Raw genomic sequence first — 12979 nt, 5'->3', positions numbered from 1 at the left:
CGCAAGAACGTGCCGCCCGGCGACGATCCCGTCCGGGGCAGCGGACGGGGGAGGACCGGGCAATATGGCCTGAGCGACCAGCTATGGTGTGAATGCATACCGCACAAAGTTACCGGGTAGTAACACGGCCGTGCGTTGCGAAAACGCGTACCGAGGTTTCGTAGTCGATTGCTGCGAGCCCCCTTCGAGGAGGACGAACCACACTCATGACGAACATCGTGGTCCTGATCAAGCAGGTCCCGGACACCTGGTCGGAGCGCAAGCTCTCTGACGGCGATTTCACCTTGGACCGTGAGGCCGCCGACGCGGTGCTGGACGAGATCAACGAGCGCGCGGTCGAAGAGGCGCTGCAGATTCGCGAGCGCGAGGGCGGCGAGGGGTCGGTGACCGTGCTGACCGCGGGTCCCGAGCGCGCCACCGAGGCCATCCGCAAGGCGTTGTCGATGGGCGCCGACAAGGCCGTCCACCTCAAGGACGACGGCCTGCACGGTTCCGACGTGGTCCAGACCGGATGGGCGTTGGCGCGCGCGCTGGGCACCATCGAGGGCACCGAGCTGGTCATCGCCGGCAACGAGGCGACCGACGGGACCGGCGGCGCGGTGCCGGCCGTCATCGCCGAGTACCTGGGCCTGCCCCAGCTCACCCACGTGCGCAAGCTCTCCATCGAGGGCGACAAGGTCACCGGCGAGCGGGAGACCGACGAGGGTGTGTTCACCCTCGAGGCCACGCTGCCCGCGGTGGTCAGTGTTACCGAGAAGATCAACGAGCCGCGCTTCCCGTCCTTCAAGGGCATCATGGCCGCCAAGAAGAAAGAGGTCACGGTGCTGACCCTGGCTGAGATCGGGGTCGAGCCCGACGAGGTCGGGCTGGAGAACGCCGGGTCGACCGTGCTGTCGTCGACACCCAAGCCGCCCAAGACCGCGGGCGAGAAGGTCACCGACGAGGGCGAGGGCGGCAACGACATCGCCAAGTACCTGGTCGCCCAGAAGATCATCTAGCACCAGACACCTCCGGACACACGAAAGAGCGAAATAACCCATGGCTGAAGTACTGGTGCTCGTCGAGCACACAGAAGGTGCGCTGAAGAAGGTCACCTCCGAACTGATCACGGCCGCCCGCGCGCTGGGCGAGCCCGCCGCCGTCGTGGTCGGCGCCCCCGGCACCGCCGCGCCTCTGGTCGACGGTCTCAAGGAGGCCGGCGCCGCCAAGATCTACGTCGCCGAGTCCGAGGACGTCGACAAGTACCTGATCACCCCGGTGGTCGACGTGCTGGCCTCGCTTGCCGAGTCCAACTCGCCCGCCGCGGTGATCCTGTCGGCCAACGCCGACGGCAAGGAGATCGCCGGCCGGCTCGCGGCCCGCATCGGCTCCGGCCTGCTGGTCGACGTCGTCGACGTCAAGGAAGGCAACAAGGCGACCTACTCCATCTTCGGTGGCGCGTACACCGTGGAGGCGCAGGCCAACGGTGACACCCCGGTGATCACCGTGCGCGCCGGCGCGATCGACGCCGAGCCGCAGGCCGGCGCCGGCGAAGAGGTCACCGTCGAGGTGCCGGCCCCCGCCGAGAACGCCACCAAGGTCACCGCCCGCGAGCCCGCGGTCGCCGGCGACCGTCCGGAACTGACCGAGGCCACCATCGTCGTCTCCGGGGGTCGCGGCGTCGGCAGCGCGGAGAACTTCAGCGTCGTCGAGGAGCTGGCCGACTCGCTGGGCGCGGCCGTCGGCGCCTCGCGCGCCGCCGTCGACTCCGGCTACTACCCGGGCCAGTTCCAGGTGGGCCAGACCGGTAAGACGGTCTCGCCGCAGCTGTACATCGCGCTGGGCATCTCCGGTGCCATCCAGCACCGGGCGGGCATGCAGACGTCCAAGACGATCATCGCGGTCAATAAGGACGAAGAGGCGCCCATCTTCGAGATCGCCGACTACGGCGTGGTGGGCGACCTGTTCAAGGTGGCTCCGCAGCTCACCGAGGCCATCAAGACCCGCAAGGGCTGAGTTTCTCGGTTGCAAAGCCCCCGGCACCACGGTGCCGGGGGCTGTTGCGTCGGGGGGCGAATTGACACCGCGTGCGGACCATTGACCCCTTCCCGAAACCGCCAGCACCGGCGCTAGCGGATTGCGAAGTCACACATCGGTTCCCGGGGCGGCCCCGACGCGGCTAGGCGCCGGTCAGCATCGCGTCGATGCGGCGCACGGCGATGGAGCACACCGTCAGGTAGGGCGCCGCCCACCACGGCACCGACATGCTCACCCGCGCGCCGTCGCCCACCGGGTCCACCCGATGCCGGGTCGCCGGGACACCGGCCACCTTCCACGCCCAGGATCGGCCCGGATCGAACTCGGTCACCTCGAACGGCGCAGAGACCAGCAGCGACGTCTGGACCATGCCCGTCGCGTGCAGGCCCAGCTCGGTGTGTGGCTCATCGAGCCGCGCGCCACGGATCGTCGGCCCCCACTTGGGCCACGCGTCCAGATCGACCAGCAGCTCCCACACCGCGGCCGGCGACGCCGCGATCTGCCGATCCGCGGTGAGGATCATGGCGCGGCCTGCCCAAGCCGACGCTGCTGTTCGACGACGTCATCGAGATCGGTGAGCCTTCGCAGGCCTGCCAACGGTTGGGACATGCGCGTGTTTCCCCCCAGATAGTTCTTGTTGCGCTGCAGAAACATCCAGTAGCCGGCAGTGAAGGGGCAGGCGCGCTCGCCAACCCGCTCGGCCGGGCGATACACGCAGTGCCCGCAGTAGTCGCTCATGCGGTTGATGTACGCGCCGCCCGCGGCGTAGGGCTTCGTCGCCATCAGCCCGCCGTCGGCGTGCTGCGACATGCCCACGACATTGGCGACCATCACCCAGTCGTAGCCATCGACGAAACACCGGTGGAACCAGTCGGTGACCGCGGCGGGATCCCAGCCGCGCTGCAACGCGTAATTGGACAGCACCATCAGCCGCGGGATGTGGTGCGCCCAGCCGTGGTCGCGGACCTGCGCCAGCACGTCGCGCAGGCAGCGGGCCTCGACGGCGTCGGCATCGAGCTCGGCGAACCACTCCGGCAGTGCCGCGTGCGCCTGGAGCGCGTTGTGGCGCCGGTAATCGGGCCCGAAATACCAGTAGACGTGCCAGATGTAGTCCCGCCACCCGATCAGTTGGCGGATGTAACCCTCGACACTGGCCAGCGGGGCGTTGCCCGCGCGGTAGGCGTCCTCGGCCGCGTACGCGCAGTCCAGCGGGTCGAGCAGCCCGAGGTTCATCGGCGCCGACAGCAGGCTGTGCGCCATGAAACGGTCACCGGAGAGCATGGCGTCCTCGTGAGGGCCGAAGTGCGGCAACCGATCCCGCACAAACACTGCCAGCGCGGTCTGCGCTTCGGTTGCGGTGACGGGGAATTCGCGCGGCCCGTCGCGACCGACGAAGGCGGCGTCGCCGTCGCGCTCCCAGCGGTCCAGGTCCGCGCGCACCTGCTCGTCGATCTCGTCCTCGTCGGGTCGCCACGGCGCGGGCACGCCCAGCGTCTCGGCGCCTTTCGGAGCCGGCTCTCGGTTGTCGGCGTCGAAGTTCCACCGCCCGCCCACCGGTTGTTCCCCGTCCATCAACAGCTCGAACCGGCGCCGGGCGTCGCGGTAGAAGTTCTCCAGCAGCAGCGTCCGCTGCCGCTTGGCCCACTCGTCGAAATCCGCGCGGTCGGTGCAGAATCCGCGCGCGGGCAACACCTCGATCGCCGGCCGCGACCGGACGAACCCGTCGACGGCCCAGGTGGTGGGTTGGCACACGCTGATCGGCTCGCGCACCCGCTCCAACGCCTCGCCGTACGTGCGGGTCCGCAGGAACAGCGCCTGATCGCCCAGTTCGGCCGCGCGGTGGCGCAGCGCGGAGAGCACAAGGTGGGCCTTGCGGCGGTGAAAGCGGCGGCGCCCGAACACCGCGCGGGACTCGATGAGCAACACCGGCTGGTCGCGGTGGTCCAGGAAGTGGGGGCCCAGCTGATCGGCGAAGCACCAACGGCGCGTGTCCGGGCTCATACCGCGGCCGCGGTGTGCTTCACGACGGAGCCTGAATCCCCGAGTGGATCGTCATCTTGCACGCTCTACCCGCAACACTCGGTGCTCAACCGCGGCATTTCGTCATCTCACGTGCACCGACACGTCACAGCGGCGATGCCGACTAGCTCATCGACTACGCCACGTTGGGCTTCATGAGCATCGCTTCAGTCCTCATACCCAGCGAAAAGCCCACCGGCGCGGCGGCCACACCGCGCTACTCCCTGTTGCTGTCCACCGACCCCGCCATGATCGAGGCGGCGCAGCGGCTCCGGTACGACGTGTTCACCAGCACCCCCGGCTTCGCACTGCCGGCGGCCGGCCAGGACGGGCGGGATCTCGACCGGTTCGACGAGTTCTGCGACCACCTGTTGGTGCGCGACGACGACACCGGCGAGCTGGTCGGCTGCTACCGCATGCTGGCGCCGGCCGGCGCCATCGCGGCCGGGGGCCTCTACACCGCCACCGAGTTCGACATCCGCGCCCTGGACCCGCTGCGGCCGTCCCTGGTGGAGATGGGACGCGCCGTGGTGCGCGATGGGCATCGCAACGGCGGCGTCGTGCTGTTGATGTGGGCGGGCATCCTGGCCTACCTGGACCGCTACGGCTACGACCACGTGACCGGATGCGTGTCGGTGCCCATCGGCGATGAAGACGACGGCCCGGCGCCGGGCAGCCGGCTGCGCGGCGTCCGCGACTTCATCCTCGACCGGCACGCGGCACCGCCGGAACACCGGGTGTACCCGCACCGGCCGGTGGTGGTCAACGGGACGGCGATCGACGACATCGCGCCGCCGGCGCGGCCGTCGGTTCCGGCGCTGATGCGCGGATACCTGCGGCTGGGCGCCCAGGTGTGCGGCGAACCCGCGCACGACCCCGACTTCGGCGTCGGCGATTTCTGCGTCCTGCTGGACAAGGCGCACGCCGACACCCGATATCTCAAACGCCTCCGGTCGGTGTCGGCGGCATCGGAAATGGCGGGCGGCCGGCGATGAACGCCCCGGCGGGCACCGGACACTCCTGGCTGCCGCGCGCCTCGTGCGATGCGGGCTGCGTGGGCGTGGGCGACGTGGCGACGCCGCGACGGCTGCGGGTGACGCTGCGGATCGCCCTTCGCCTCACGCTGGCGCTGCTGCTGGCGCCGGGGCTGCCGCTGCTGGCGGTGCCGCTGCCGGGCCGCACCCGCGCGCAGCGCATCTATTGCCGCGCGGTGCTGCGCTGCCTGGGGGTGCGAATCACCGTGACGGGCAACCCGATTCGCAACCTGCGCGGGGTGCTGGTGGTGAGCCCGCACATGTCGTGGCTCGACGTCTTCGCCATCGGCTCGGTGCTGCCCGGGTCGTTCGTCGCGCGCGCCGACATGTTCACCGGCCGCGCGACCGGGGTGGTGGCCCGCATCCTGAAGATCATCCCCATCGAGCGGTCCAGTCTGCGGCGGCTGCCCGGCGTGGTCGACGCCGTCGCCCGCCGGCTGCGCGCCGGTCAGACGGTGGTGGCCTTCCCGGAGGGCACCACCTGGTGCGGAGTGTCCGGCGACGATGCCGGTCGGGACACGGCCGGAAAAGAAGCCGGACAATCGCATCAAGGCCGCGGCGCCTTCTACCCGGCGATGTTCCAGGCCGCGATCGATGCCGGCCGCCCGGTGCAGCCCGTGCGGCTGACCTATCACCACGTCGACGGCAGCCCCTCGACGGTGCCGGCCTTCGTCGGCGACGAGACCCTGCTGAGCTCCATTCGGCGGCTGCTCGTCGTGCCGCGCACGCTGGCGCGGGTGCGCGTCGAGTCCCTGCAGCTCCCGGGGACCGACCGGCGCGCCCTGGCCCACCGCTGCCAGTCCGCGGTGGGCGGCGAAACCATCCGGCGCGCTGGTCACGGGCACGTGCTGGTGGCCTGAGCAAACGGGCGGGCCGGTATCGTGGTTCGCGTCATGGTCTACCTCGATCACGCCGCCACCACCCCGATGCACCCCGCCGCCGTCGAGGCGATGACGGCTGTGCTCGGCACGGTCGGCAACGCGTCCTCGCTGCATACCAGCGGCCGGGCGGCGCGGCGCCGCATCGAGGAGTCCCGCGAGCTGATCGCCGACCGGCTGGGCGCGCGCCCCTCGGAGGTCATCTTCACCGCCGGCGGCACCGAGAGTGACAACCTGGCGGTCAAGGGCATCTACTGGGCCCGACGAGGAGCCGATCCGCGCCGCCGGCGCATCGTCACCAGTGAGGTGGAACACCACGCCGTGCTGGACTCGGTCAATTGGCTCGTCGAGCACGAGGGCGCCGAGGTCACCTGGCTGCCGACCGCCCCCGACGGGTCGGTGTCGGCCGCGGCGCTGCGCGACGTGCTCACGCGCCACGACGACGTCGCGCTGGTCTCGGTGATGTGGGCCAACAACGAGGTCGGCACCGTCCTGCCGGCCGCCGAACTCGCCGCCGTCGCAGCCGAATTCGGCGTGCCGATGCACAGCGACGCCGTCCAGGCGGTGGGGCAGCTACCGGTCGACTTCGCCGCCAGCGGGCTGTCGGCGATGAGCGTGACCGCGCACAAGTTCGGCGGCCCGCCGGCCGTGGGTGCGCTGCTGTTGCGCCGCGACGTGGCCTGCGTGCCGCTGGCGCACGGGGGCGGGCAGGAGCGCGACATCCGTTCGGGCACCGCCGATGTCGCCGGTGCGGTCGGAATGGCCGCGGCGGCCCGGATCTCGGTCGACGGGCTCGAGACCAACAGCGCCCGGCTGCGGGCGTTGCGCGACCGGCTGGTCGACGGCGTGCTGGGCGGCATCGAGGACGTCACCCTCAACGGGGCCCGCGACCCGCTGCGGCTGCCCGGCAACGCACACTTCACCTTCCGCGGCTGCGAGGGCGATGCGCTGTTGATGCTCCTGGACGCCAACGGGATCGAGTGTTCGACCGGATCGGCGTGCACCGCGGGCGTCGCGCAGCCCTCGCACGTGCTGATCGCGATGGGCGCCGACGCGGCCACCGCGCGTGGATCATTGCGACTCTCGTTGGGGCACACCAGTTCCGACGCCGACGTCGACGCCGTGCTGCGCGTGCTGCCGGGCGCGGTGGACCGCGCCCGACGGGCCGCGCTGGCCGCCGCGGGGGCGTCCTAAGTGAAAGTGCTTGCCGCCATGAGCGGCGGCGTCGACTCGTCGGTCGCCGCCGCCCGGATGGTCGACGCCGGACACGACGTGGTCGGCGTGCACCTGGCGCTGTCCAGCGCGCCCGGCACGCTGCGCACCGGCTCGCGGGGGTGCTGCTCGAAGGAGGACGCCTCCGATGCGCGCCGCGTCGCCGACGTGCTCGGAATTCCGTTCTACGTATGGGATTTCGCGGAGAGGTTCGCCGCGGACGTCATCGACGAATTCGTGGCGTCGTACGCGCGCGGCGAAACGCCCAACCCGTGTGTGGTGTGCAATCAGAAGATCAAATTCTCGGCGCTGTCCGCGAAAGCCGTTGCGCTGGGCTTCGATACGGTGGCCACCGGCCATTACGCCCGGCTCGCCGACGGCCGGCTGCGCCGGGCCGTCGATCACGACAAAGACCAGTCCTACGTGCTGGCCGTCCTGAGCGCCGAGCAGCTGCGGCACGCGGTGTTCCCGATCGGGGACACCCCCAAGCCGCAGATTCGGGCCGAAGCCGCCCGGCGCGGCCTGACCGTCGCCGACAAGCCGGACAGCCACGACATCTGCTTCATCCCCTCGGGCAACACCCGCGCGTTCCTGGGCGAGCGCATCGGGGTGCGCCGCGGCGCGGTGGTCAATGCGGACGGCACGGTGCTCGCCGAGCACGACGGCGTACACGGTTTCACCATCGGGCAGCGCAAGGGACTCGGCATCGCCGGACCGGGACCCGACGGCCGCCCGCGCTACGTGACAGCGATCGACGCCGAGACGGCCACGGTGCGGGTGGGGGAGGCCGCCGACCTCGAGATACACGAAATGGTCGGGCGGGCACCGGTTTTCACCTCGGGCGTCGCGCCGTCGGGCCCGCTGGAGTGCGCGGTTCAGGTGCGCGCGCACGGTGAAGCCGCCGACGCGATAGCCGAACTGGTCAACGGCGAGCTGGTGGTGCGACTGCGCGCCCCGATGCGCGGCGTGGCGCGGGGCCAGACGCTGGTGCTCTATCGCCGCGACCCCGACGGCGACGAGGTGCTCGGCAGCGCCACCATCGCCGGCACCGCACGCTGATCAACGCGGCATGTTCGCCGAGATATTCGTCATCACGATGTCGGACACCGACTGCGCGAAGCCGCAGAAGGTGACCTCCAGCATGGCCACCGACAGGATCCGGTAGTCGCGGCCGCATCCGCCCGGCCGCAGGTGCAGCGTGGTGGCATCGGCGTTCCAGTCGCCGACGTAGAGCTGCCCGCTCGAGCCGTTCGCGCAGTCGCCGACGGTGCCCACCAGGGCGCCGAAGGCGCGCCGGGCGGCGTCGGCATCGCGGTAGGCCGCGGCGCCTTCGGAGATCAGCGCGCCGTCGGGCGGGTCCTGAAAGGTCGTCTTGTGGAATGCCTCCAGGTCGCGGCCGAACGTCGCCGTCTCGGCGTAGATGAACCGGCACTCGCGCGGCGCGGTCTCGGCGAGCGCGTCGATGTCCACCGGGCTGGTGCCGTCCATCGAGGGGATGATGGTCAGATGCTCACCGGCGCCGGTGATCGCGCGCATCCGGGACTGGTCCAGCAGGATCGCGTCGACGTCGACGCCGTGCACCACTCTGCGGTTGGCGCCGGAACCCGCCAGGGCCGCGCCGTCCACCACCCGGGTGCACGACGCCACCAGCGCCACCGCCGCGCACAACAGCGGCAGCCACGCTGATTTCGCCTTCTGCGACACCTTTACGCACCCCTTTTGCGTTGAACCTACCCGCGCGGCCAGCGCGCACACAGACCCCTGCCGACCGGGGGGTGCTGCGACGTCGAATACGGTTGCCGGGTGAGTGTTTTCGCCCATCCCTTCGCCACCGCCAGCGGTGTCGGATCGTGGCCCGGCCGCGCCGCGCGGGAAGCCGCCGCAGTCGTGGTGGGCGAACTGGCGGGCGCGCTGGCGCACATCGTCGAGTTGCCCGCCCGCGGCGTCGGTGCCGACATGCTCGGCCGGGCCGGCGCGCTGCTGGTCGACGTGGCCATCGACACGGTGCCGCGCGGCTACCGGCTTGCCGCCCGGCCCGGCGCGGTCACCCGCCGCGCGATCAGCCTGCTCGACGAGGACATGGACGCGCTGGAGGAGGCCTGGGAGGCCGCCGGCCTGCGCAACGACGGCCGGGTGGTGAAGGTGCAGGCGCCGGGCCCGATCACGCTGGCCGCCGAAATCGAGCTGGCCAACGGCCACCGGGCGATCACCGACCCCGGGGCGCTGCGCGACCTGGCCGCGTCGCTGGCCGAGGGGGTGGCCGCGCATCGGGCCGGGATGGCCCGCCGGCTCGAGGCGGAGGTGGTGGTCCAGTTCGACGAGCCGTCGCTGCCCAAAGCGCTGGGCGGGGGGCTGAGTGGGGTCACCTCGCTGAGCCCGGTGGCGCCCGTCGAGGAGGAATTGGCCGCCGGCCTGCTCGACAGCTGCGCCCACACGGTCGGGGGCGAGGTGCTGCTGCACTGCTGCGCCCCGGGTATCCCATGGGAACTGTTGCAACGCAGCGCATTTCGTGCCGTGTCGGTGGACGCGGGTGCGCTGACCGCCGCGGACCTGGACGGCATCGCCGAGTTCGTGGAGCCGGGCCGCACCGTCGTGTTGGGGGTGCTCGGCGCCGAGCCCCCGCCACGCCGCCCGGCGGCGGAGGAGGTTGCCGCCGCGGTGGTCGCCGTCACCGACCGCCTCGGCTTCGCCCGCCCGGCGCTGCGCGACCGCATCGGCGTCACCCCCGCCTGCGGGCTGGCCGGTGCCACGCCGCAGTGGGCCCGCGCCGCGATCGGGCTCGCCCGCAAGGCGGCCGAGATGTTCGCCGAGGACCCCGACGCCATCGGATAGGCAACCAATTGGTTGCGTTTTGGGCCGCGATGTGGTGCACTCATAGGCAACCAGGAGGTTGCACATGAAGATCGAGAAGCAGGTCGTGCTGCGCGCGCCGCTCGACCGGGTGTGGCGGGCCATCAGCGACGCCGAGGAGTTCGGACGCTGGTTCGGGGTGCGGTTCGACGGGCCGTTCGTGGCCGGAACGTCGGTGACCGCCGCGATCACCCCCACCACCGTCGACGGCGAGGTGGCCAGGCGTCAGGAGCCGCACACCGGAGTCCGCAGCACCTGGCAGATCGTCGCCGTCGAGCCGCCGCGCCGGTTCGCCTACCGCTGGCATCCGTTCGCCGTCGACCCCGACATCGACTACGACCAGGAGCCGACCACGCTCGTCGAGTTCACCCTGGCTGAGCGGCCCGACGGCGTGCTGCTGACCATCACCGAGTCCGGGTTCGAGGCGATCCCACCGGCACGTCGCGGCCCGTCCTTGGAGGCCAACGGCGAAGGCTGGGCGATCCAGACCACGCTGGTGCGCCGGTACGTCGAGGGCGTCCGGGTATGAAAGTCGCCGTCGACGCGCCGCTCTTCGACGCGCTCGGTGACCCCAACCGGCTGCGCATCATCGTGCGGCTCTGCGATCACGGCCCGAGCTCGACATCACAGGTCACCAGCGTCATACCGGTCACCCGGCAGGCGGCCAGCAAGCACCTGCAGCTGCTGGAGTCCGTCGGGCTGGTGACCAGCAGCCGGCGGGGCCGCGAGCGGGTGTGGACGGTGCGGACCGAGCCGCTGGCGTCGGCCAGCGACTACCTGAGCCAGCTGTCCCGCCGGTGGGATGCCGCCGTGGATCGGTTGCGCTCTTACGTCCAGGACTGAGCGCGCCGGGTTTTGCGTCGGTGTCCTCGGATAGCCTGCCAAGGTGAGCTCAGCAGAAGCTGATTCGGTATCGCCCGAGGTGCGCCGGCAGTGGCAGGACCTGGCCGAAACGGTCCGCGAACACCAGTTCCGCTACTACATCAAGGACGCCCCGATCATCTCGGACGCGGACTTCGACGCGATGTTCAACGAACTTTTGGCGCTGGAGGAGCGGCATCCCGAGCTTCGGGTGGCCGATTCGCCGACCCAGCTGGTCGGCGGCGCGGGGTTCGCCACCGAGTTCGCCGAGGCGGCGCACCTGGAGCGGATGCTGAGCCTCGACGACGTCTTCGATCGCGACGAGCTGGTGGCCTGGAGCAACCGCGTCGAGAACGAGGTCGGCAAACAACCGCATTACCTGTGCGAACTCAAGATCGACGGGGTGGCCTTGTCGCTGGTGTATCGCGACGGCCGGTTGGAGCGCGCCGCCACCCGGGGCGACGGCCGGGTCGGCGAGGACGTGACGCTCAACGCGCGCACCATCGACGACGTCCCGGAGCGGCTGTCGGCCGGCGCGGACTTCCCGGTCCCCGCCCTGCTCGAGGTGCGCGGCGAGGTGTTCTTTCTGCTCGCCGATTTCGAGGCGCTCAACGCCAGCCTGGTCGAGGACGGCAAGGCGCCGTTCGCCAACCCGCGCAACAGCGCGGCCGGGTCGCTGCGCCAGAAGAACCCGGCCGTCACCGCCCGGCGCAAGCTGCGGATGATCTGCCACGGCATCGGCCGCACCGAGGGGTTCGCGCCCAAGAGCCAGCACGAGGCCTACGCCGCGCTGAGCGCCTGGGGGCTGCCGGTGGCCGCACAGACCGCGCGGGTGCGCGGCCTGGCCGCCGTCGAGGAGCGGATCGCCTACTGGGGTGAACACCGCTACGACCTCGAGCACGAAATCGACGGCGTGGTCGTCAAAGTCGACGACGTCGCCCTGCAGCGCCGCCTGGGAACCACCTCGCGCGCGCCGCGGTGGGCCGTCGCCTACAAGTACCCGCCGCAGGAGGCGCAGACCAAGCTGCTCGACATCCGCGTCAACGTCGGGCGCACCGGACGCGTCACGCCGTTCGCATTCATGACGCCGGTGAAGGTGGCCGGGTCGACGGTGGGGCTGGCCACCCTGCACAACGCCGCCGAGGTCAAGCGCAAGGGCGTGCTGATCGGCGACACGGTGATGATCCGCAAGGCCGGTGACGTGATCCCGGAGGTGCTCGGCCCCGTCGTGGATCTGCGCGACGGCTCCGAACGCGAATTCGAGATGCCCACCGCGTGTCCCGAGTGCGGCACCCCGCTGGCGCCGGCCAAGGAGGGCGATGCCGACATCCGTTGCCCCAACGCCCGGTCCTGTCCGGCGCAGTTGCGCGAGCGGGTCTTTCACGTCGCCGGCCGCGGTGCATTCGACATCGAGGGGCTCGGTTACGAGGCCGCCATCGCGTTGCTGAAAGCCGGCGTGATCGCCGACGAGGGCGACCTGTTCACGCTCAGCGAGGACGACCTGCTGCGCACGGAGCTGTTCCGGACCAAGGCCGGTTCCCTGTCCGCGAACGGCAGGCGGCTGCTGGACAACCTGGACAAGGCCAAGCAGGTGGCGCTGTGGCGGGTGCTGGTGGCGTTGTCGATCCGGCATGTCGGCCCGACGGCCGCGCGCGCCCTGGCGACCGAGTTCGGCGACCTGGACGCGATCATGTCGGCATCGACGGAGCGGCTGGCCGCGGTGGAGGGCGTCGGCCCGACGATCGCGGCGGCGCTCACCGAGTGGTTCACCGTCGATTGGCACCGCGCGATCGTCGAGAAGTGGCGCGCCGCAGGCGTGCGGATGGCCGACGAGCGCGACACCAGCGTGCCGCGCACGCTGGAGGGGCTGACGGTGGTGGTCACCGGGTCCCTGGCCGGCTTCTCCCGCGACGACGCCAAGGAGGCGATCCTGGCGCGCGGCGGAAAGGCCGCCGGCTCCGTGTCGAAGAAGACCGACTACGTCGTGGCCGGTGATTCGCCGGGTTCCAAGTACGACAAGGCGATCGAGCTGGGAGTGCCCGTCCTCGACGAGGACGGCTTCCGGACACTGCTCGCCGAGGGTCCGACCGAGACCCCCGCGGACTGAGC

The 12979-nt window shown here is 71.1% G+C and carries 13 protein-coding genes; 10 read left to right on the top strand and 3 right to left on the bottom strand.

Annotation, left to right across the window (positions count from 1 at the left end; translation table 11 throughout):
• Positions 1-206 precede the first annotated feature (206 nt).
• Together A5624_RS04475 and A5624_RS04470 are read left to right on the top strand one after the other, a co-directional pair.
• Complete coding sequence (locus A5624_RS04475) at positions 207-998, top strand: electron transfer flavoprotein subunit beta/FixA family protein (RefSeq protein ID WP_066862146.1); 792 nt, start codon at positions 207-209, stop codon at positions 996-998.
• A gap of 40 nt (positions 999-1038) precedes the next feature.
• Entirely contained in the window at positions 1039-1995 is a 957-nt protein-coding gene (locus A5624_RS04470; RefSeq protein WP_066862143.1) for an electron transfer flavoprotein subunit alpha/FixB family protein, read from the top strand.
• Positions 1996-2158: 163 nt separating this feature from the next.
• On the opposite strand, the gene A5624_RS04465 is transcribed toward A5624_RS04470, so the two are convergent.
• Together A5624_RS04465 and A5624_RS04460 are read right to left on the bottom strand one after the other, a co-directional pair.
• Positions 2159-2539, bottom strand: coding sequence for an SRPBCC family protein (locus tag A5624_RS04465; protein ID WP_066862140.1), 381 nt, complete (start codon positions 2537-2539; stop codon positions 2159-2161).
• On the bottom strand, positions 2536-4017 hold the full coding sequence (locus A5624_RS04460; RefSeq protein ID WP_066862137.1) for a cryptochrome/photolyase family protein: 1482 nt from the start codon (positions 4015-4017) through the stop codon (positions 2536-2538). Before A5624_RS04460 ends, A5624_RS04465 begins: the two co-directional genes overlap by 4 nt.
• A 173-nt stretch (positions 4018-4190) precedes the next feature.
• Between A5624_RS04460 and A5624_RS04455 the strand changes: the two genes are divergently transcribed.
• From A5624_RS04455 to mnmA, 4 genes are read left to right on the top strand one after another with little or no spacing between them, the layout of a single operon-like run.
• Positions 4191-5030 carry a GNAT family N-acetyltransferase gene (locus A5624_RS04455; RefSeq protein WP_066862135.1) on the top strand — a complete coding sequence of 280 codons (840 nt, stop codon included), beginning with the start codon at positions 4191-4193 and terminating at the stop codon, positions 5028-5030.
• On the top strand, positions 5027-5929 hold the full coding sequence (locus A5624_RS04450) for a 1-acyl-sn-glycerol-3-phosphate acyltransferase (protein WP_066862130.1): 903 nt from the start codon (positions 5027-5029) through the stop codon (positions 5927-5929). Before A5624_RS04455 ends, A5624_RS04450 begins: the two co-directional genes overlap by 4 nt.
• Positions 5930-5962: 33 nt before the next feature.
• Positions 5963-7141: a cysteine desulfurase family protein gene (locus A5624_RS04445; protein WP_066862127.1), complete on the top strand. Its 1179-nt coding sequence runs from the start codon at positions 5963-5965 to the stop codon at positions 7139-7141.
• Positions 7142-8218: a tRNA 2-thiouridine(34) synthase MnmA gene (gene mnmA / locus A5624_RS04440; RefSeq protein WP_067184973.1), complete on the top strand. Its 1077-nt coding sequence runs from the start codon at positions 7142-7144 to the stop codon at positions 8216-8218.
• Here mnmA and A5624_RS04435 read toward each other — a convergent pair whose 3' ends face one another.
• A complete protein-coding gene (locus A5624_RS04435; RefSeq protein WP_197518916.1) occupies positions 8219-8863 on the bottom strand; it encodes a sensor domain-containing protein in 645 nt (214 codons plus the stop codon).
• A 99-nt stretch (positions 8864-8962) separates the two neighbouring features.
• Between A5624_RS04435 and A5624_RS04430 the strand changes: the two genes are divergently transcribed.
• From A5624_RS04430 to ligA, 4 genes are all read left to right on the top strand, one after another.
• Positions 8963-9991 (top strand): methionine synthase, encoded by a 1029-nt coding sequence (locus A5624_RS04430; RefSeq protein ID WP_066862121.1) that lies wholly within the window; start codon positions 8963-8965, stop codon positions 9989-9991.
• A 64-nt stretch (positions 9992-10055) separates the two neighbouring features.
• Positions 10056-10538, top strand: a complete 483-nt coding sequence (locus A5624_RS04425; RefSeq protein ID WP_066862118.1) for an SRPBCC family protein — start codon at positions 10056-10058, stop codon at positions 10536-10538.
• Positions 10535-10852 (top strand): helix-turn-helix transcriptional regulator, encoded by a 318-nt coding sequence (locus A5624_RS04420; RefSeq protein ID WP_066862114.1) that lies wholly within the window; start codon positions 10535-10537, stop codon positions 10850-10852. The genes A5624_RS04425 and A5624_RS04420 overlap by 4 nt, the downstream gene beginning before the upstream one ends.
• Positions 10853-10895: 43 nt before the next feature.
• Positions 10896-12977 (top strand): NAD-dependent DNA ligase LigA, encoded by a 2082-nt coding sequence (ligA, locus tag A5624_RS04415; protein WP_066862110.1) that lies wholly within the window; start codon positions 10896-10898, stop codon positions 12975-12977.
• The last annotated feature ends 2 nt before the right edge of the window (positions 12978-12979 follow it).

This window comes from Mycobacterium sp. 1482292.6, from assembly GCF_001672995.1.
In the GTDB taxonomy this organism is placed as follows: domain Bacteria; phylum Actinomycetota; class Actinomycetes; order Mycobacteriales; family Mycobacteriaceae; genus Mycobacterium; species Mycobacterium europaeum_A.
This window is presented reverse-complemented; position numbering and strand designations above follow the sequence as displayed.

Excerpts from the sequence above, each read along its gene's own strand:
- A5624_RS04465 (WP_066862140.1), bottom strand. The coding sequence starts at position 2,539 with ATGATCCTCACCGCGGATCGGCAGATCGCGGCGTCGCCGGCCGCGGTG.
- A5624_RS04420 (WP_066862114.1), top strand. The coding sequence starts at position 10,535 with ATGAAAGTCGCCGTCGACGCGCCGCTCTTCGACGCGCTCGGTGACCCC.
- A5624_RS04470 (WP_066862143.1), top strand. The coding sequence starts at position 1,039 with ATGGCTGAAGTACTGGTGCTCGTCGAGCACACAGAAGGTGCGCTGAAG.
- A5624_RS04445 (WP_066862127.1), top strand. The coding sequence starts at position 5,963 with ATGGTCTACCTCGATCACGCCGCCACCACCCCGATGCACCCCGCCGCC.
- A5624_RS04425 (WP_066862118.1), top strand. The coding sequence starts at position 10,056 with ATGAAGATCGAGAAGCAGGTCGTGCTGCGCGCGCCGCTCGACCGGGTG.
- A5624_RS04475 (WP_066862146.1), top strand. The coding sequence starts at position 207 with ATGACGAACATCGTGGTCCTGATCAAGCAGGTCCCGGACACCTGGTCG.
- A5624_RS04455 (WP_066862135.1), top strand. The coding sequence starts at position 4,191 with ATGAGCATCGCTTCAGTCCTCATACCCAGCGAAAAGCCCACCGGCGCG.
- A5624_RS04460 (WP_066862137.1), bottom strand. The coding sequence starts at position 4,017 with ATGAGCCCGGACACGCGCCGTTGGTGCTTCGCCGATCAGCTGGGCCCC.
- A5624_RS04450 (WP_066862130.1), top strand. The coding sequence starts at position 5,027 with ATGAACGCCCCGGCGGGCACCGGACACTCCTGGCTGCCGCGCGCCTCG.